Raw genomic sequence first — 18,435 nt, 5'->3', positions numbered from 1 at the left:
ATACAAATGAGTTCTAAAACAAGGGCGTTCCTGTATTATTGGGAGCGCCTTTTTTCTGTCCTGGTTGCAACCTGTGCTTGGTTTAAACCAAGGATGGATTGAAAGAAGGAATTCAGGATCAGGGATGCTTTCAGTTTCTGCAGGAGGCGCGATCTTGTTACAGCTGAGTGCTTATACCAAGCAAGAAGACTAACTTCATGGAATAGGGAAGATGTTAGGGCTAATGCTACCAGCTCTAAGGCAGCAAGATCGGCCACCTAAGAGCCGCTACGCACCGCTGCGGGGTTACTTGGACCGATAACTAGATCGCCTAACCGGGAATAGAGCGCCCCGGATAAGGCGCTCTATGTTCCTGTCCCTCGCTTTACACCCCGCACGGAGCTTAAGGACCAAGGGCGCTTTGATGGGAAATCAGGGATGGCATGGCTGCATCATGTCCGCTCCGCGTTGCTTTGCTCCCATCAAGCAGCTCATGCAAAAAGATAGCATCATGATTCCGCTTTGCTTCATCATCATGCAAGGGATTACTTAGCATAAACGGAGAAGGAGAACAGGAAAAGGAGAGAACCGGCATACGCCGGTTCTTTTTTATGGAAAGATTTTTCTCCCTTTTGCCTTCCGCATGGTAACCCGCTGCAAAGCCTACTAAGTTTCCGGAAGGCCGAGCCTCCGGCTTCGCCCCTCAACCTCCCGGAAACCAAGTAGGCGGGCATACGGTCAAGGGGCAACAAAACTTTTTCTTCCTATTTGGAAAAGAAGAAGCGGAAGAAAAACTTTGGTGTGCTGATCCCTTGACCGCCTGCCATTGCACGGGTTCCCAAGCATGCGTCAAAAGGGAAAAAAATTCCCCTTTGGGGAAGCCAGCCATGCGGTAGGCAACGTTCTAAAAAATCTCTTTTGACACCTAAAACCTTAAAACAGAAAGGAGGTGAGAAATTGCAAAATGAAACCATTGTCCTGCTTGCCGTGATCGCGGCATTTTTACAAGTCATTGTACAGTTTCTTGGAGTCATGAAAGCATTTACCGAATGGCTTACGGCTAGAAATAAAGGGAAGGGCTCCGACCGATCGAAGCGGTCGAAGCCCAAGAAACCTAAATAACTAGCCGGAAAGAAACAAGAGTAAGGGGTTTTGACAACCCTTACTCTCCTATTTTAACACAAAATTCCAGTTTGTTAAAGGGAGGACAAGTCTAATGGAAATGTTACTTTTGATTCTCATTTTGTTTTCAATTTTCCTTCAGTCCATTACATTCCTGCTTCAGTGGTCTACGAAAAAATACAATGATCGTAAGTAAAACCCAGGTGGCAGTAGCCGCAAAGGTTGCTGCCATACCTACACTTTAGATTCAGGGAGCAGGAGGCATTTAAAATGAAAACTCATAAACCGAAAATCGTAGCGGCACTTACGGTGTGTCATGGCATTTATAAAAAAGCAGTGTTTGTATTTAACGATCAGCCTGTGAAAATACATTTTCTCACGATGGACGAGTACAGGGAAATGGTGGCTACTCTTTCGCCCGCTAGAGTCCGTGAGTGGGCAGGGATGCTTAGAAAAATAGATGAAAGAAAGCCGATCTATTACTGCATTTGGACGGTGAGAGTGAATGAATATCACCTGATAACGAACAAGATTCAAGAACTAATGGATGCGGTCATAAGCGAGAGTTTAGTGACGTTTGAAATGGACATTTCTTCGATTGAAGTTCGCGAAGAGCGAGAAGCAAATTAATCCACTAAGCCGGGTTTCTCCCGGCACAGAAGAGGAGACTTTGACCATGGCAATGAAGAAATCGGTATATGAAATTGTGACGGAACGGATTTTAGAACTGCTTGCGGCGGGTGTAGTGCCGTGGCGCAGACCGTGGGTCGTTAGTGGCGCGGTAAACTGGATATCACAGCGGCCCTACCGGGGGATTAATACTCTGCTTCTGCCGCCGGGAGAGTACGCCACCTATAAGCAGATTACGGAAGCGGGGGGCAGTGTCAAAGGCGCTAAGTCTCAAATCGTTGTTTTCTGGCGCTGGTTAGAAAAAGAAGATGCGGATACGGGAGAAGCTGAAAAAATACCGATGCTTCGCTATTACCGGGTGTTTGATATCAAGGACTGTAAGGGGATAAAAAGCAAGCGGAAGGAGATTAGTTTTGACCATGATCCTATTGCTGAAGCGGAAGCGATTGTAGACGGGTATATAGACGCTCCGCCGATCGGCTTCGCGTCAGGACGGGCTTATTATATGCCATCTCCAGACAGAGTCAGTGTTCCGCCCATACAAGACTACCCCAAAGCAGAGGAGTATTATTCGACCTTATTTCATGAACTCATACACAGCAGCGGGCATCAGAGCCGTTTAAATCGGCCAGGCATCGAGGAATACGCCGCCTTTGGCGATGAAAACTATTCCAAGGAAGAACTTATAGCCGAGATTGGAGCCGCTATGCTTTGCGCGACATGCGGCATTGATAACAGCACGATCGAGAACAGCGCCGCTTATATCCAGTCATGGCACCGAAAACTGAAAAATGATCCAACATTAATTGTAAAGGCCGCAGGACAAGCCCAAAAGGCGACAGATTATATACTAGGCACGACTTTTGACGAAACTAGTGGTAACTAAAGGAGGCAGGGGCTTTGCCCCTGCGAATTGAGTTTCGCCAGGGGGATTCCTCCCCCTGGACCCCCTCTTATTTAAATAAGTAGCACTACTTCTTTTCCTTTTCTCGCTTCGCAGCTTTTATTAGTTCAAGATTTACTTTTGCAGTAGCCCACTGAATTAAGGTGGGAATCGCATTGCTCACGAGTTTCTCCATAGTTCCGAACCGTTTTCCTGTAAAGGGGCATATGTACTGGTCTTTTACTTCTACAATTACATTTTCCGCTTGGTTAGGATAGAGAACTCGAAACATTGACTCTTTTGCGGCATCTATGATGTCAGATGATAGTTGTTCATCCGTGCGGTCTAGATAAGTGTCCCAACATTCTTCCGCTAGAGGGCGAGGATAGGAGATGGGAATACGCTGCGTTTCCCATTCAGGTCTTAGGGTAACATCAGGCTGTTTTTTCATTTTATCTTTTAAAAATGCAGCTACAGTCTTGCCCGAATCTTCAATTTCTGTCCATTCTTCTGTGGTTAGCGTTAATGAAACTTTTTTGGTAATTCCTTGAGAGGGACGGCCAACAGGACGCGGATCATGAGTCTCGTTCACAAGTTTCACTCCTTATCATTTGAGTAACTTTAATTATTATAATATAGGTTACCTAAATGATCGCCTTTAAAAAGTTTAGAGCCATAGTACCAGGTATATCCCTTTTTTTCGGATCTGGTTTCAACCTGGGCTTGGTTTAAACCAAGCCTTAATAAATAGAGGTTAGAGGAAGCTTTTAAGGGATCTAGCTCTACAGGGGATGGGTCGTGTTCAGCTGGAGGTGCTTATTTAAAGCAAGATAGAGACTTCAGAAAAACAGAAAGATGTTAGGGCTGATGCTACCAGCTCTAAGGCGGCAAGACCACCCGCCTAAGAGCCGCTACGCACCGCTGCAGGGTTACTTAGGCCGATAACAAGAGCGCCTAACCCGGGGAACAATCATCCCGGATAAGGCGCTCTATGTTCCTGTCCTTCGCTTTACACCCCGCACGGAGCCAAGATCAAGGGCACTTTGATGCGCCTCAGGGAAGGCAGGACTGCATGCTGATTACGCTATGCTTTGTCATCCAAGGCCATTTGTTAGCACAAATTTTTTGATACTTCTTAACCCAATATGAAAACAGTAAGGATGAAGTAAGATGCGCTTAGGAGGGGTTTGATTTGATCGAAAAAAACATAGCCCGTATTGAACAAGCTAGAAAACTGCTTAATGACTTGGTTAAGGTACACAGTAACGATTTTCAGCATCCAGATGTAATAAAGCAATCGGTGCTATTAGATGAACTTATTAACCAGTATAGTAGAAGTGGAGAACAAAAAGAAAAGCCGGTTATTTGACTAATCGACTCTGGGTGAAGAACCTTTTCCCGGATCCCTCGATTTTCGAGCTTAACATTTCATACAGAATAATGGATTCTATAAATAAATGATGAAGAAAAAGGCCAGGAAGGAGCTAGATTATGCAGACATGTGCGTATTGTGGTTCAGCTGTTGAACCCCTCGGTAAGGGGCTGTATTGCTCATTTTGTGATATGGAAGTCTACCGGGATGAGGTGCAAGAAAACGGGATGAGAAGGCCGCTACTAGCTGAAAAAGCAGTGTTTCTGTCCGCTGCTAAGCGACCGACACAGGAACTTATGGAAAAGGACAGTTATTATTTGACCTTACTACTAAAGCTGGTTCGCAATGAACGCAAGCGCACATATAATCTGCTCCGAGTGGTTAATAAAGGAGCCGAATTGCAGCCTAAAAAATTTAAGTCGGGACAAGATGAAGGTGCTAGGAATTACCAGTATTGGACACGAAAAGCTTGGATTATTGAAAACATTTTACGCGATAGAGCGGGTTACTATCCGATAAAAATTACGGATAACATGTTAAATAGCATCATTGAGCAAATGGAGGAAAGTAATCAAAAACCGATGACATTTTCTCCAAAGTAATTGGTTCTAAAGCAGCGAGATTACAAACAATTTTAGCATTTTAATTTAAGTAACTTAAAAGGAATTTTATCATCTGTATTTAAGTAACTTAAATGAAAATCATGTATTTGCGATTTAAGTTACTTAAAATAAATTATAGCATTAGAATTTAGGTAACTTAAAATGATTTCATCATTTGAATTTAAGTAACTTAAAAGGGTGTCCTCCCGGAGAACACCCTTTTTCTGTACTTAGTTCAAAGAAATTAATACTTAATTTGTTTCAATAAAATCAATGACTTCGATTGGGCTTTTGACATAATCGACACCTAAACGAATCATGAGGTCATAAACCCCAACTTTATATTCAACATCACTAACTTTTTGTACTTCATAGCGCTTATTTTGTCCCATTGCGACTCCACCGATCGTATAACTCTCTCCTGTATGAAGTGATTCAATTGTTTTCTTTTCCACTTCGCTTAGTAGCATAATATTCCTCCGTTATTCGTATCTAGAACTAATCTTTCATACGAGAAGTAAATGCTTGTCCTCCGATACCTGGAGGGAGTTTTCGGCGCTTTTCTGGTGCTGGTGTTGCAGTTTTAGGTTCTATAGCAGGCTGCTGAGTGCTTTGTTTAGGGGCTGGAGCAGCAGTAGCAGTAGCACCTTCGTTTTTTGTTGCATTTAAGAAGTAAATAGCAGCAAATTTGAGGAAACCAGCTTGGCTACCATATTGCTTCATGGCTTCTAGGATATCTGCATGCTTTTTTTCATTAAAAGTGACTTCGACCCGTACTCTATCACTCAAAGTTTATCACTCCGATCTTAAGCCGTTACCATTGATTTTGCGTATTTGTAAAATCCTAGGGCATTGGCGATTTCTGCATCTTTAACAAACTGTGCATATGGGTATTGGCTTTTAACTTCCTCTTGGTTAATTAGATTTGACGTTCCACCCGTTAAAAGCATTGTATCGTTCCGTAGTGTAGCTTTTAGAGTCGTGCTAATTATATTAAGCACATCCCTTGTGTATTTGGTAATGGCTTTATTAACGTAGGGTGTAATATTAAAGGATTCATTTTTATTTGGTTTGAAGAAATATCCTTCTATTGGATCTGAATTGCGAAGGATCATCTCGACTTCATAAGAGGTCAGACCCTTGATTCCAGAGTCAGTAACCAGGTTAACAATTCGATCATAGAGTTCGTATGCTCCGCTTGGTTTTTGAGTCCGTGGATTGCTTAGATTCATGTTTTTTAATGTATCAATCAGCATTGTACCACCGCCGATATCTACGACGACGACTTGCTCTTCTAAAAGGCTTGCTTTTTCTTCAACGATAAACCCATCAATGTCTAGCACTTCATTATAAGCCGTTCCGACTGGCTGTGGATTGACAATAACTTCTTTGACTCGAACATTTAAACTGATATCGTCAACTTTGATATTGTGATCACCCAACAAAGTTTCCGTAAGAGCCTTTACTGCATCTTCGGTAAAATCGTCTGTTGGTACTCCAGTCGTTACGGTCACTTCTAGTATGCCTGTTCTTGCTTCTTCATAGTCAATAGCTAGCTCAGCTATCGACATGTCCGCTAGCACCTTAAATTCGCGGCGGGAATAGCGATCCTCAAAGCCAATCGTACTAATAAACTTTTCTTCTGCATGAACTAAATGAAGATCCGTTCCCCAGGCATAGGCGAATTCAGCATCTTTGCTAGATACGTATTTTTTAATATGTAACTTGTCCTTAGTATGAAGCGCTGTGCGCTGATCTCCTAGATCGTCATAGTCCAGATAGTGAGAAGGTAGTATTTTAGCTCCCAAACGTTCTACTAGAGTTTTAGATTCACCCTTCTTTTTTTTACTAGATGCGACACGTTGCTGTTCTAAAGTCTTTTCAGAGATTAGTTTCACTTGCTTATTTCCTAGATCTAACGAGAAAATAGTCATTTTTTTCTCCCTCTCCTTATTACCGGTATTTTTACGGTATAGTTACCGCTCTACCTGCTATGTTACAGGTAATATACCGGTATGTCAATAGAACGCATCTGAATTTATACCTGGTAATATACCGGTATATATTAAATATCATTTAGTTTATACCTGGTAATATACCGGTATATTTTAAATGAAAAAAAAGGCGCATTTCGTTGGAAATGCGCCTTTTGCTCATTTATATGAATCAAAAATACTTGCAAAAATGATAGAATAGTGGCAAAATCATGATAGAAACAGAACGTATCTACATCTACTAACTTATAAATTAACTATCGGTTTTACATATAAAACAAAAAAAAAATAAAGCACCACCACTTTTTTATAAAAGATTTCCGTTTGGCGACCGACTTCTTTTATAAAAACCCAGAGATTGTGCTTTACTTTTTTTAAAGCTCTATTTGAGGTTCAATAATAACTTAACCTTTTTGTTAGGTCTATTATACCCTAATTGCGAAAAAAAAGTAAAGTATAAACTCTTATTTTCCTATTGCCTTTTTTTGTAGGCAGGTGGTGCGGAAATAGGAGTTTTTTATGTCTACAGTACAATCTAAGGTGCCGCAAGGCCATATATTACGTCGTTTTTTCAGATCGCAAATTCAAGAGGTTCCCAGTAAGCACAAACAAGCAGGTGCTGGCAGGGGATATGATTTTGGTTGGATTTATACCAGCCAAGATTGCCATACATATAATGCATGCCGGTCATATGACACATTGGCATCGCAATCTGAGAGTAACACGTATTACACCCCAAATACATTTTATCGCAACGATCGGCGCGCTCAGGAAACCCTTCGCTGGCTAAATGCTGTTGTTTTGGACGTTGATACCAAAAACGGCCAAAATGAAGGGCTAATCTTGCCTGATCTTTTAGATCGCATCAGCGCAGCTGGTTTGCCGCAACCTTCTCTTATTGTCCGGACACCTTCAGGTGGATTTCATGTGCACTTTATTTTAGATCAACCGCGCAAGGCTTACTCTAATGCTGTGCGCCATTATCAGTTGCTTCAGCGTACTATGGCCGAAGCTATTGGTGCTGATCTTCAAGCAATCGGTGCTGAACGATTTTTCCGGATTCCCACAGACAATAACATTATCTTTCAGACGGATTCTACTGTTTCATTTGACGCTTTAAACGACTGGTACTGGATTAACCACGTAGATAGCTCTGCAGGCTATTCTAGGCCTTCTGGACACGCTGATCTAAGTGGTAGAGGAATACTAAAGCATCCAGCCTTCCAGGCATTGCTTCAAGGAGTACAAGTAGGTGCTAGAGATAGGGCAGCTTATACTTTGGCACTGGCTTTTAAGGTGGAAGGGTATTCAGACGAAGAAGCTGCTTTAAAATTACATGCTTGGAATGGACTCTTGGATAGTCCTTTGCCATCTTGGCAAATAGATAAAAAAATAAAAAGTGCATACCGTGAAGGGGCGAAAAAAGGCCCGAAAGCATCCTTCGTCACTGAGCTATCTGGAATCCCATTTAAATATGGGTCTATTTGGGAGCCAGCAAAACCAAGAGAAGAACGAAAAAACAGCCACTTTGACGAATGGGAAAATGACATAATCCAATCTCTAAAGGTGTTGCCTGGAAATGAAATAATAGATTCACAACGGAAATTAGCCGCTTATTGGGGCATGTCTTTGTCGTCTTTTCAGCATGTAATTCGCAGTTTAATGGAATCGGAGCGTATCACCGTAGAAGTTACCGGTAAAGGACGGTCAGCGAAGACGGTCATTCGTCTTGTTTCGGGAGCCTCGGAGGAAGCTGCTGAGCGTACTAAAAACAACGTAGCCCCTGCTACTATAGAAAACAGTTTGAAAACAGAAAATTTAAATGTACCAGACTCCAATACACTTATTCTAGATACGGCGGTGGGTGGGTCTGGCCTTCTGGTGTACCGTTTCATGTATGTGCACTTTTGGCTGCCTGGGTTTGATCCTCCTTGATCGGATGTGCCTTGTTTTCTTCTTGCTTGTTGTCTGCCTCTTATGGTCTAGTTTGTGTTCACTCTAGTTCTTATGTTGCATACGGGTGCTCTTTTATGTCTGTGTTTCTGGGAGCTTGTATCCAATTTGTGGGCGTTTTTTACAATTTACTGGAAATTTCTTGCTCTGCTTTGGTATACTAAAAGTGTAACTAAGCAGGTATAACAGCTATTAACTACAGTATTAATTAAGCTGTCCACTCTATACTATCTTAGTTACTAGTGTTAATTGATGTTATGCCTTACTGCTACTTGGGAGCGGAATCCACCCACCTCCCGAAAGCAATTCCTGACCCCACCTACACAACGTCCGTAGATGGGGTCAGGAATAACGGGAGGTGGGTGGATTCTAAGTTAGTATGGTGAGTGAATGTGATTTAAGAATTTAAAGATTTAAGAGTTAAAGAGGTGGAGGAGGTAGTGAGGGGGGGATGAGTAAAATAGAGAAGAGATAAAAGATGAAGAGATAAAAGAGAAAGAGTTAAAGGTGAGGTTGTGAGTTAGTGTGGAGGTGGGAGTTAAGTTAGTGCGGAGTATTGATGTGAATGTGAGGTTAGAGTTACTTTAGAGCGGATCGTGGAGAACATTTTTGCGGGGTACTATATCGTTTGTGGTGAGTGCTACGTATAAAAATAATAGCGAGGTAGTAGCGAATTTGCTGCAGATTGTGACAGGTCGTCACAGGTCCTGGATGTATATTTTGTGTCTGTAAACATGACTTTTAAGGTCTTTGATGGGCAGCGATAATTGGTGATTAGTTATAGCCTTAGTTACGTTTTTAGTTACACTTTTGGATCTAGAGTTCATAGGTGAATGAAATGTCTGTATGAGTCATGGTTTTAAGTGACAGCTAGGTGATGAGTGTTCCCACTTCAAATAGGTCGCCATGATTGTTGATTTGGGAGACAGATACCCTATCGTTTTCACTTGCAAACTGCGTCTAACACAGATGGAAAATGATGGTTAACTTATGACTTTAGTTACGCTATTAGTTACTGCCTAGAAACGTTTAGGGTTGCTAAGCAAAATTTGGTATAGTTAGAAGGAGAGTGATTTAGACAACGAACGGGGGGCGCTTTTTTGTTAAGTAAATATACGGACTTTAAGGAGAAGGATTTAGAGATTCTACGCTTCATTTTGAAGCATGGAATTGTTACATCAAAGCAAATCCAAACCCATATCCAAGAGGATGGTATTCATAATGTGTACCGAAGACTGAGGAAGCTGGAGAAAGCAGGAATGGTGTGGAAGAAAAAGCTTGCACTTACGTTAAACGTCTATTTTCCAAAACGTGATGCTAGGGACTTCTTAGACTACCCTGTTACAGTTGCAAATGATACAACGATGTATACAGCGCAGCATGATTTGATCATTAATGATTTAATTTTGCATTTGAAAGCACAACTGAAAAATCAAAAATTCGACTATAAAACCGAACGGGAGTATCGCTTTGAGTTGCTAGAAGATCGAGGTAAAGCGGAAATGCTTAAAAAGTGGAATGAGATCCGCGAAACTTTGCCCGACTTTGTCATTCTGTTAGCGAATCACACGATAGCCGTTGAAGCCGAACTGAATACAAAAACGGTATCCAGGCTGCAAAAAAAGATTGATTTGTATGCGCGAGAGATCCGCGAGGGGAAATATACTGATGTTTGGTATTTTGTTCCTAACGGTACGGTGGGTAACGCTATCGAACGTGCGAAGGTTCTAGTGGCAAAAGAGTGGGCCAATAAAGCCCGTTCTGCAGAAACCGAAGCTGGCGTGAATGTATTTAAGCAAATCGGCGTGAAATCCCTACCGGAAGAGGTAAGGAGCTGAACATGTGCAGCGAAGTACTGACGACGATCTACTACTACAGGGCAGAGGCAACGATGAGGAAGCCAGGACGGTAGGACAGATAGCAATTGCTGTGATCGGGCTTGCGGCTGCGTGTTTTACTTTATTTGCTCTTATAGCAGCGGCGCTAATTTATGTGGGAGTCGTGTTTGGGATCAAAAGGAAATGGATCTTGTACACACTCCTGCCAGTAGCTGTACTTGGTTTACTTATCATCCATGGAACAAGTGAATGGTTGGCTCTCCTTGGATTTATGTCCTGGCTTGAGATCCCATTTGTTACCCCACTAGCAGAAGAATACTTGAATCAGAGTAAACCGTTTCCCATTAATGCTTACAGCTATTTAGGGACGCTGTCCTTAGGGATCCTGATAGCCAATGCGGCGCATCCATTCATCGAATACTACCGAAGTAAAATCGTCAAGTCGAAGCATGATGGACTTAGGAAGCGAAAAAAAGAACGTGACTACCAAAAATTCCGACTAAACAGAGAGAAATACTTAAATAAAAAACAGCTACAATTCCGCAAATCTAACTCAGCAGAAAATTTTATTGGATACGATGAGTTTCAGGAGCGAGTGGCACTTAAAGCACATGAGCCAAACCAGCATATATTGGCCGTTGCCACAACTGGCGGTGGTAAAACCGTCCTCATCGGAACGAACGTGGAAAATGCATTACGCCAAAACAAGCCTATTATCTTTATGGATGGTAAAGGCGAGCTGAAATCCATGCTGGAATTTAAAGAAATGTGTGAGAAACATGGGCGCAAAGTACACATGTTTACAGACATAGACGAGCTTTCATTTAACTTTCTGCGGCATGGATCTCCAACGCAGCTGCGGGATAAGGTCATGAACTTATTTGAATGGTCCGAACCTTTCTATAAAACAAACTGTTCCAGATTTCTGCAGCTGGTTTTTCGGATGCTTCGAGATTTTAACCAGCCTATAGAACTTGAGACAGTATACCAATTTACAGCAAAATCTACCGTTGCACGGTTCCTCACTGAACAGACAGAACGAGCAAAAGTGATGGTTGAGGTTAAGAAACCCATAAAACCAGCTAAGCTTGTTGTAGATCAAGAACTTCCTCGAGAAAATCCCCTAGAACCAGCACAAATAGAGGAACCGGAAATAAAACCACAACTACCCAATGAAATGAACAGTGAAGAACCTGAGAAACTGCAGAATGATGAACCATTACCAGCAGATCCGGATTTTGATTCTCTTGCTTCCCTTTTTGGAATCCAAGATGCATTAGAACCGAATGATCCTATCGCTGCGCATGACCCTGAGGAATTACCCGAGCAGCCTGCAAAGGAAGACGCTAAGAGTGCTCCAGTAGATGACACTCTACAGGAACCTACTCCAGCAGATGCAGAAGAAGAAACAGCTTGGGTAAGAGCAAGCGCACTATTTGAAGGGCTTGAAGATGAAGATGCAGAGGATCCTAGTGAGTCCGAGGTTCAGTATCAGATAGAGTGGAACGAGGATTTGAGAAGGAAAATCCAGTACTATCGGGATCGGTTTTTTGGATTAGAAGAAGAGGACGAAGATGATGAATCTTCCGGAATCAATTTTACTACACTCAAGAGTTTACGTAATCAGCTGGGCGAACTCATTGAATCGGATCTAGGACACTTATTTGTAGAAAGAGAGAATGGCATAGATCTCAAAACGATTACGGATAACAACGAAGTTGCGATATTCTCTATTTCAGGTAACAAGTATAAGGACTATATCAAGACACTTGGCCGTGTCGTCATTATGGAAGTGAATACCTTGGTAGATTACCGCCAAAAAGAGGGAAAGAAATCTATCATGTCCGTTTACGACGAATTTTCAGCTTATGTCAGCCACGAAGTGGTGGATGTTATCAATAAGAGTAGATCAGCTGGTTTTGAGTGCCTGTTGTCTGTACAAGGGTTGTCAGATATTGATGCCGTTGATCCTGTTCTTACAAGGCAGATCATCAATAACTGTAATACGTACATGATTGGCCGGGTTAACGATCCGGCAGATGCAGAAGTACTTGCCGCTGCATGCGGTACTTATGAAGATGCAGACATCACCAGTCAGGTCGAAAAAAATGTTTGGAAAAAGCGGCTTGAATCTGAAATGGGAACGGTACGGATGGTACAGCGTTACCGGGCACATCCGGATGATATTCGCGGACTTGGGACTGGAGAAGTTTTCTTGTGCCGGAAGACCATCGATCAGGAAGGAGCACCTTATGTAGCCCGTGTCTACGTTCGTAATGCGCTAGATCTTACCGGAATCGGTGCTCAAATACAGGAGGTGTAACTATGGCGAAGAGTTTAGCTAAGCGGAAAGCTGAGGCTGATGCGCCGCGGCAAGAAAAAGTGTCTGCCGGGGAGCAGAGTAAACGTTTTTTTAAGGTCTTACAGAAACCGAAGGTAAAAGAACGCAAAGCCTATCGCCCACGTGGTTATCGTACAAGGAAGTTTGGAACGATTGTATTTTGGATCATGTTTAGCTTTGTGTTTCTGGTATTTTTCTTCTCTATGCTAAATCCGTCAAAGCAACAGGAAGTGAGCGCAGAAGCTGTAGAACAAACTCCGACACTAAACCCTGCGACAACGACTACAGCCGTCCAATACGCCGAGAACTTTGCCAAGGAGTATTTTGCTTGGAAGCCAGGAAGCGAAGCTCTGGCGAAGCGTCAGAAGCGTCTTGCGCCATATCTGGCTGAAGGTATTGATCCACATGCTGGATTAGAGCCTACTTCACTAAAAACTACATCCGTTTTGTTATCATCGGAAATCGCCAATATCGAGGAAAAGGGTGATAACAAGGCTTACGTTACCCTTAAGGTGTATCAGAAGATTGGTATACCGAAGGAAGTTGTGACTACAGACGAAAAGACGAAAAAGGAAACGAAGACTACAAAATATGAATCGAAAGAAGTTAGTAAATTCTTTGTTGTACCAGTGGCTTATGCTCAGAATTACGGAATCTATGACCTGCCGAAATATACCTACATCAATCCGCAGACCACCGTTGTTGCAACAAACCAGGTGGCTGGCCTTCAGGACGTAGCAGAATCTGAAGTGAAGCAAAATATCCGCAATTTTTTAGATACCTTTTTTGGTTCATATGCTGCAGATCCTGCTGACAAGTTAGCATATCTGCTTGAAGACGAAGATCATCCAAGCGGCTTAAATAAGCGCATGAATTTTGTGAACGTTAAAAATTCGCAAGTTTATCAGGGCGAAACTATGGAAACTTATATTGTCTTTGCCACTGTCGTGCTAGAAGATCCCGTTTCTGAGGACCGCTTTGTAACCAATTATAGACTCGATATTAAACAAAAAGATGGACGCTACGTTGTAAGTAAAATAGACCAACAATAGGAGGAATCAATATGAATATTGGTTTTGATGGGTTGCTAGACTGGGCATCAGAGCAAGGAGCAAATTTGATCTTGGTTGCTGCTATTTTCTTCGCCATTGTCCTTGCCTTTAAACGTCAGTTTATCGGAGCTATTGGCACATTTATGGTACTGCTAGTTGCATACGCAATTGTGGCAAAACCAGAGGTCTTAGGGAGAATTTCGGAGTGGGCTACAAAAATGGTCGGCATAACTTAAGGGGGCATTCTTTATGCAGCAGCGGAAAGATATGTTTGTTCTTAATGAGTTTTTGAAGTTTGAACGCAAGCTGTATCAGTTTGCTGGCTTTAAAGTCGGACGACCTCTCAAATTAAAGTCTATCGGCTATTTTTTCGGTATCGCCGCCATTATGGTTGTTTGGTATTACATTCCTGTACTGAATGTACCTCTGAAAATCATTCCGAGTTCTCTTTTAATTGCTGCACCGTTTATGCTTACCTATCTCCTCATCGACGTGGGAACAGAGAACCGATCACCTATCAAGTTTGCAAGAAGTATGTTTCTGTATCACATGCGTAAATCAAAACGTGTCACGTATTTTAAGGGGATGGAGCTTGACCGGCCAAAATCATACGGTTTTGGCGGTCAACTTTCTACAAGAGAATATCGGCTGAGAAAAAAGAAGAAACGCACCAATTATCAATTCAAAGGATACATGACCATGCGAGATTAGAGGAAGGAAGGTGAGCTGATGAAGGTATTTACCGAATTTCCAACCAAACATATTGAAGGAAACCTAGCCTTTGGGCGGGATGGAAGTGTATGGGCTTATTATCAGGTCGAAGGTTACGGGTATGACTTCAGGGATTATGTTCAGAAGATACACCCTTACAATAATCAGCTATCTTACTATGTTGAAAATATGAGTGATCTTCACTTTCTTATGATCCCGTCCCTTACAGATGTGAACGGGATTTTAGATGAAACGATAGAGGACATTAAGCGAAAGGATTATCCTCTAAAGGAGAACGGTATCGATTATTTTGAGAGACTAAAACAGACGCTCAGTAATCAGCGTGCTTCCCGGGAAACGAACGAATATCATACCTATATTGGGGTACAACTTGATCCTAAAAAAAATGAGTTTAGGAAGGTTGGTAACACGGGCTTAGCGCTCGTTGCTGGACTATCGGATTTCATCAATGGCTTTAAATCGCCTGTATACCGTGCAATGGGACTCGAACCTAACGATATATTGAAAGTAGATATTGAGCAGTTCAAACATCAGGCTGAAGGCCTTAGAGAAACGCTTAGTCAATCGATGTCTTCACTAGTACGGATGCTGAGTAAGGAAGAAACTCTTTTTCTGATTGAACAGAATTTTAGCGTTACGCCTAACGATACGAAGCTGCGGAAGGGATACGAAACCAGTATAGACGTCTTTGGCATTGATGGAGAGCGTAAGGAGCATGAAGCTCGCCGCGGGCGCGCACAATCGTTTTACGAACTGCAAAATGCAGAAATTGAAGAATACGATCAAAAGACGCTCAAGCTTTATAAAATGGTCGATGAAGAAATTAAGGAAAGTTACGTCCAGTACCTGGTTGCCGATAAAATGACTCCACACAGTCTGCATCCAGGGTCTGAATGGATGTTCCATATCCAAAATCGTCTTCGATTCCCGGTTGCTGTGTCTGTCAAAGCGGGTCTGCTTCGGAATGATCAGATCATTAAAAACCTCAGTAACGTAAGGCTCTCCTATGAAGATCAGCGGCAGGAAGCTCAAAAGGGAGATAGCAGCATCGATCTCAACACCGAAAAAGCGGAGAGCGGCGCTATCCAGATGGAAAGCAGATTTACGGATACGGGCTATCCGGCATATGGATGTAGTTTTGTTTTCCGTGTCTCTGCGAAAGACAAAGATCAGCTGCGTGTGAGGGTAGATGAACTAAAGCGAGAAATGCAAGCTTTTGGTATTCATTTGCTGAGTCCATACGGGGAAATGATTGCATATTTTATGGAATTTATTCCGACAAGTCCGCGAATCAATAGTGACTATATTCAGTATGTCGAACCTACGAAACTGGCCGGGATGATGTTTGGAGCTACAACGAATATCGGTGACAATCGCGGTTTTTATATAGGGCAAACGCTCAAGCTTAACCGTCCCGTATTCATTCAGCCGGACCTAGCGGCAAAAGCATATGAAGGCGTAAATAACGTGGTCGATTCCCTAGCTATGATGATCGCAGGGATGACCGGAAAAGGGAAATCATTTTGGGCAAATCTCTACACCTATCTATGTGTACTTACGGGTTCACGCGCACTGATTATAGATCCAAAGGGCGACCGCAAAGGATGGGCAGAGGGCTTACCGTTTATTCCGCCAGAATTTATTTCGGTTTGGACACTCGGAGCAGATAAGCGGGACGCAGGGTGTCTCGATCCATTTCGGACCAGCGTATCTATTCAAGAAGCGAAGGATATCTCTTTAGACATTCTTTCATTCCTATGTGATCTCAATTTGGGAGATCCGGGATTTACGCGACTAAGTGAAGCCGTAGAACATGAGGGAGATCAGCATGATCCGTGTCTTGGAGGGGTGCTACATTACTTCAAAGGACAACTTGACATAGCAGATATGAGTGAACGCAACCGTGAAGCCGTTCAGGGGATTGTAGAAACACTCGAGACATTGAAGCGCACTCAGATTGCAGGGCTGCTCTTTGGTGAAAAGGGCCAAGATTACCGGGTCCTAGAGGTCACCAAACCACTGCAAGTGTTAATGGTGCAGAACCTAAAGTTACCGCGCGGTAACAAAGCACCACGACCTATTGAGAAGATTTCCGAAGCCATTTTGATTTCGATTACTTCCTTTACGAAGCAATACATGCTGGAACAAGATCGATCAATTCATAAAGTCATTTTGCAGGATGAGTCCAAGACGATTGAAAATTCATCGGAGGGAAAGAATCAGATGGATTTCATCGTTCGTATGGGTCGTCACTATAATACGACTTTGGTTAAAGGGACACAAAACGCGACCGACTATGACGAGGATGTATCTAATATGGGTATGAAGTTTTGCTTTGCTCTAAAAAAAATTGAAGAAGCAGAAGAGATGCTGAGGTATTTTGGGCTACCCGTTACACCATCAAACCTAGAATATCTTAATAGTCTGGACCGAGGTACGGCACTGTTCCAAGATATTTATGGCCGGACAGCAGCAGTCCGAATTCATCCCGTTTACAAAGAGATTGAGGAAGCTTTCGATAGCTCAACCGCGACCCAAGAAGACCGGGCGTATGAGCGTGAACGCCAAGAGAAAATACGAATGGGGGTATGAGCATGCAAACAAGACGGATTACCTTTTATGCGAGCTTTTTAAGCCTAATATTGTTTTTATTCCTAATCGGATGCACTAAGCAAGGGAGTACGGAAGCATCCGCTGATGTAAAATCAGCGGATGCTTTGGCTCTAACCTATATTCAAGCTAGTGTTGAGTTTGATGATGATTTATTTAAGACCATTTTATTACCGGATCAGCCTAGATATAAAATTTTGAAAGATGGAGAGCACACAAATCCTGGAGCTTTTGAGAAACTTGGAGAGAAATATTCCATCTTTCGTTACAGTGAGGAACCGAACGAAGATGGCGAGATTTTTTATAAGGTAAGATATTTTTTAGATAATCATCAAAAGTATTTTTCTGATCTACTAAGTATGAGTAAAGTGGATGATGAGTGGAAGATCCGAGAAATCGATGAAGAGGAAATGCTAAGAAATGCGAATCCAGACGAAGCGATCATTGTGCACAAAGACGGTAGCGGGGAGTGATCGGAATGAAGCGCTGGCTTCGATATGGCATGCTTGTTTTTATCTTTTTTGTGAGCTGTACACTGCCAATAGCAAACGCAGCCGATCCGGATAAAATTTTTAGCAATAATATTTCGTCAAATCTGTTTAATACTGACCACGAAGTAACCAGCGATGGATCTCCAGCCTATTACCAAATTGATGTTACTTCTAAAACAGAAGACGGAGATGAAGAAGAGAATGTTTTTTCCCAAGCATTTTCAACGGTTGGCAGCTGGATATCAGGGGATGCAGTTAAGGATTCAATCATGGCACAGTTCTATGAAGCGATGAACTTTATGGTCAATATCTTATTTAAAATGAACTTATACATGACCAATGCCATGTTAACCGTTCTTGATTATGCATTTGATTTTGATGTAGTAAATACGCTAATTGAGCGTATTGAGGGAGTCATGCAAAGTTTAACAGGCATTTCCTCGATGAGTTTTAGTAGTTTGGGACTGTATGGAAAGTTAATTGGAATCATTGGAATTTCTATTGGCTTACTATTTGCTTATCAGTATTTATTCAAGAACGCACAAATTGAAGCCGTCGGAAACTTGGTGAAGACATTTCTAATCTTGGTAGTTACGCTGTTGTTCTTTAGTAACTATGCTACCGTGCTGAAGGGAGCTAATTCTCTTACGACCGAAGCATCGGCCATTATCATGGGAGCTGGTTCGGGTCTTAGTGAAGACGGTACAATAAGTGGAAGGCAAAGCATGGGAAACAATATGTGGGATCTATTTGTACATCGTCCCTATTTATATATGCAATATGGCACAGATAAGGAAAGTGAGGTAGGAGTAAGCCGGGTTGATGAGTTATTGAGC

At 42.4% G+C, this 18,435-nt stretch carries 19 protein-coding genes; 14 read left to right on the top strand and 5 right to left on the bottom strand.

Annotation, left to right across the window (positions count from 1 at the left end; translation table 11 throughout):
- Positions 1 to 382: 382 nt before the first annotated feature.
- Positions 383 to 574: a hypothetical protein gene (locus PV403_RS21880; RefSeq protein ID WP_332085979.1), complete on the bottom strand. Its 192-nt coding sequence runs from the start codon at positions 572 to 574 to the stop codon at positions 383 to 385.
- A gap of 362 nt (positions 575 to 936) precedes the next feature.
- Here PV403_RS21880 and PV403_RS21875 point away from each other — a divergent pair, with 362 nt between their 5' ends.
- The 3 genes from PV403_RS21875 (at position 937) to PV403_RS21865 (ending at position 2,617) form a co-directional block, all read left to right on the top strand.
- Entirely contained in the window at positions 937 to 1,101 is a 165-nt protein-coding gene (locus PV403_RS21875; RefSeq protein WP_332085978.1) for a hypothetical protein, read from the top strand.
- A 270-nt stretch (positions 1,102 to 1,371) separates the two neighbouring features.
- Positions 1,372 to 1,731 carry a hypothetical protein gene (locus PV403_RS21870; RefSeq protein WP_332085977.1) on the top strand — a complete coding sequence of 120 codons (360 nt, stop codon included), beginning with the start codon at positions 1,372 to 1,374 and terminating at the stop codon, positions 1,729 to 1,731.
- A gap of 46 nt (positions 1,732 to 1,777) precedes the next feature.
- Positions 1,778 to 2,617: an ArdC family protein gene (locus PV403_RS21865; protein WP_332085976.1), complete on the top strand. Its 840-nt coding sequence runs from the start codon at positions 1,778 to 1,780 to the stop codon at positions 2,615 to 2,617.
- An 85-nt stretch (positions 2,618 to 2,702) separates the two neighbouring features.
- Here the strand turns inward: PV403_RS21865 and PV403_RS21860 are convergent, their stop codons facing one another.
- Positions 2,703 to 3,206: a hypothetical protein gene (locus tag PV403_RS21860; protein ID WP_332085975.1), complete on the bottom strand. Its 504-nt coding sequence runs from the start codon at positions 3,204 to 3,206 to the stop codon at positions 2,703 to 2,705.
- A gap of 600 nt (positions 3,207 to 3,806) precedes the next feature.
- On the opposite strand from PV403_RS21860, the gene PV403_RS21855 reads away from it, so the two are divergent.
- A complete protein-coding gene (locus tag PV403_RS21855; RefSeq protein WP_332085974.1) occupies positions 3,807 to 3,983 on the top strand; it encodes an aspartyl-phosphate phosphatase Spo0E family protein in 177 nt (58 codons plus the stop codon).
- 122 nt (positions 3,984 to 4,105) lie between these two features.
- Positions 4,106 to 4,588 (top strand): hypothetical protein, encoded by a 483-nt coding sequence (locus PV403_RS21850; protein WP_332085973.1) that lies wholly within the window; start codon positions 4,106 to 4,108, stop codon positions 4,586 to 4,588.
- Positions 4,589 to 4,839: 251 nt separating this feature from the next.
- Here PV403_RS21850 and PV403_RS21845 read toward each other — a convergent pair whose 3' ends face one another.
- From PV403_RS21845 to PV403_RS21835, 3 genes are read right to left on the bottom strand one after another with little or no spacing between them, the layout of a single operon-like run.
- Positions 4,840 to 5,058, bottom strand: a complete 219-nt coding sequence (locus PV403_RS21845) for a hypothetical protein (RefSeq protein ID WP_332085972.1) — start codon at positions 5,056 to 5,058, stop codon at positions 4,840 to 4,842.
- A gap of 28 nt (positions 5,059 to 5,086) precedes the next feature.
- Entirely contained in the window at positions 5,087 to 5,377 is a 291-nt protein-coding gene (locus PV403_RS21840) for a hypothetical protein (RefSeq protein WP_332085971.1), read from the bottom strand.
- A 17-nt stretch (positions 5,378 to 5,394) separates the two neighbouring features.
- Positions 5,395 to 6,522, bottom strand: a complete 1,128-nt coding sequence (locus PV403_RS21835; RefSeq protein ID WP_332085970.1) for an Alp7A family actin-like protein — start codon at positions 6,520 to 6,522, stop codon at positions 5,395 to 5,397.
- A 579-nt stretch (positions 6,523 to 7,101) separates the two neighbouring features.
- On the opposite strand from PV403_RS21835, the gene PV403_RS21830 reads away from it, so the two are divergent.
- The 9 genes from PV403_RS21830 to PV403_RS21790 form a co-directional block, all read left to right on the top strand.
- Positions 7,102 to 8,517: a primase C-terminal domain-containing protein gene (locus PV403_RS21830; protein WP_332085969.1), complete on the top strand. Its 1,416-nt coding sequence runs from the start codon at positions 7,102 to 7,104 to the stop codon at positions 8,515 to 8,517.
- Positions 8,518 to 9,635: 1,118 nt separating this feature from the next.
- Positions 9,636 to 10,373 carry a replication-relaxation family protein gene (locus tag PV403_RS21825; RefSeq protein WP_332085968.1) on the top strand — a complete coding sequence of 246 codons (738 nt, stop codon included), beginning with the start codon at positions 9,636 to 9,638 and terminating at the stop codon, positions 10,371 to 10,373.
- A gap of 4 nt (positions 10,374 to 10,377) precedes the next feature.
- On the top strand, positions 10,378 to 12,696 hold the full coding sequence (locus PV403_RS21820; RefSeq protein ID WP_332085967.1) for a TraM recognition domain-containing protein: 2,319 nt from the start codon (positions 10,378 to 10,380) through the stop codon (positions 12,694 to 12,696).
- Positions 12,697 to 12,698: 2 nt separating this feature from the next.
- Positions 12,699 to 13,766, top strand: coding sequence for a conjugal transfer protein (locus PV403_RS21815; RefSeq protein WP_332085966.1), 1,068 nt, complete (start codon positions 12,699 to 12,701; stop codon positions 13,764 to 13,766).
- 11 nt (positions 13,767 to 13,777) lie between these two features.
- Positions 13,778 to 14,002, top strand: a complete 225-nt coding sequence (locus PV403_RS21810) for a hypothetical protein (protein WP_202033001.1) — start codon at positions 13,778 to 13,780, stop codon at positions 14,000 to 14,002.
- 13 nt (positions 14,003 to 14,015) lie between these two features.
- Complete coding sequence (locus PV403_RS21805) at positions 14,016 to 14,477, top strand: TcpE family conjugal transfer membrane protein (RefSeq protein WP_332085965.1); 462 nt, start codon at positions 14,016 to 14,018, stop codon at positions 14,475 to 14,477.
- 18 nt (positions 14,478 to 14,495) lie between these two features.
- Positions 14,496 to 17,090 carry an ATP-binding protein gene (locus PV403_RS21800; RefSeq protein ID WP_332085964.1) on the top strand — a complete coding sequence of 865 codons (2,595 nt, stop codon included), beginning with the start codon at positions 14,496 to 14,498 and terminating at the stop codon, positions 17,088 to 17,090.
- 2 nt (positions 17,091 to 17,092) lie between these two features.
- Positions 17,093 to 17,581 (top strand): hypothetical protein, encoded by a 489-nt coding sequence (locus PV403_RS21795; RefSeq protein WP_332085963.1) that lies wholly within the window; start codon positions 17,093 to 17,095, stop codon positions 17,579 to 17,581.
- Positions 17,582 to 17,586: 5 nt separating this feature from the next.
- On the top strand, positions 17,587 to 18,435 hold an 849-nt coding region (locus PV403_RS21790), incomplete at its 3' end, for a CD3337/EF1877 family mobilome membrane protein (RefSeq protein WP_332085962.1).

It is taken from the genome of Paenibacillus sp. GYB006 (assembly GCF_036577645.1).
Classification (GTDB): Bacteria; Bacillota; Bacilli; order Paenibacillales; family Paenibacillaceae; genus Paenibacillus.
Note: the sequence above shows the minus strand (reverse complement) of the source record. Positions and strands in the feature narration are given on the sequence as shown.

What these genes read in the sequence shown, in the direction of transcription:
- PV403_RS21850 (WP_332085973.1), top strand. Translation starts at nt 4,106, where the DNA reads ATGCAGACATGTGCGTATTGTGGTTCAGCTGTTGAACCCCTCGGTAAG.
- PV403_RS21810 (WP_202033001.1), top strand. Translation starts at nt 13,778, where the DNA reads ATGAATATTGGTTTTGATGGGTTGCTAGACTGGGCATCAGAGCAAGGA.
- PV403_RS21835 (WP_332085970.1), bottom strand. Translation starts at nt 6,522, where the DNA reads ATGACTATTTTCTCGTTAGATCTAGGAAATAAGCAAGTGAAACTAATC.
- PV403_RS21815 (WP_332085966.1), top strand. Translation starts at nt 12,699, where the DNA reads ATGGCGAAGAGTTTAGCTAAGCGGAAAGCTGAGGCTGATGCGCCGCGG.
- PV403_RS21865 (WP_332085976.1), top strand. Translation starts at nt 1,778, where the DNA reads ATGGCAATGAAGAAATCGGTATATGAAATTGTGACGGAACGGATTTTA.
- PV403_RS21800 (WP_332085964.1), top strand. Translation starts at nt 14,496, where the DNA reads ATGAAGGTATTTACCGAATTTCCAACCAAACATATTGAAGGAAACCTA.
- PV403_RS21805 (WP_332085965.1), top strand. Translation starts at nt 14,016, where the DNA reads ATGCAGCAGCGGAAAGATATGTTTGTTCTTAATGAGTTTTTGAAGTTT.
- PV403_RS21830 (WP_332085969.1), top strand. Translation starts at nt 7,102, where the DNA reads ATGTCTACAGTACAATCTAAGGTGCCGCAAGGCCATATATTACGTCGT.
- PV403_RS21795 (WP_332085963.1), top strand. Translation starts at nt 17,093, where the DNA reads ATGCAAACAAGACGGATTACCTTTTATGCGAGCTTTTTAAGCCTAATA.
- PV403_RS21845 (WP_332085972.1), bottom strand. Translation starts at nt 5,058, where the DNA reads ATGCTACTAAGCGAAGTGGAAAAGAAAACAATTGAATCACTTCATACA.
- PV403_RS21880 (WP_332085979.1), bottom strand. Translation starts at nt 574, where the DNA reads ATGCCGGTTCTCTCCTTTTCCTGTTCTCCTTCTCCGTTTATGCTAAGT.
- PV403_RS21870 (WP_332085977.1), top strand. Translation starts at nt 1,372, where the DNA reads ATGAAAACTCATAAACCGAAAATCGTAGCGGCACTTACGGTGTGTCAT.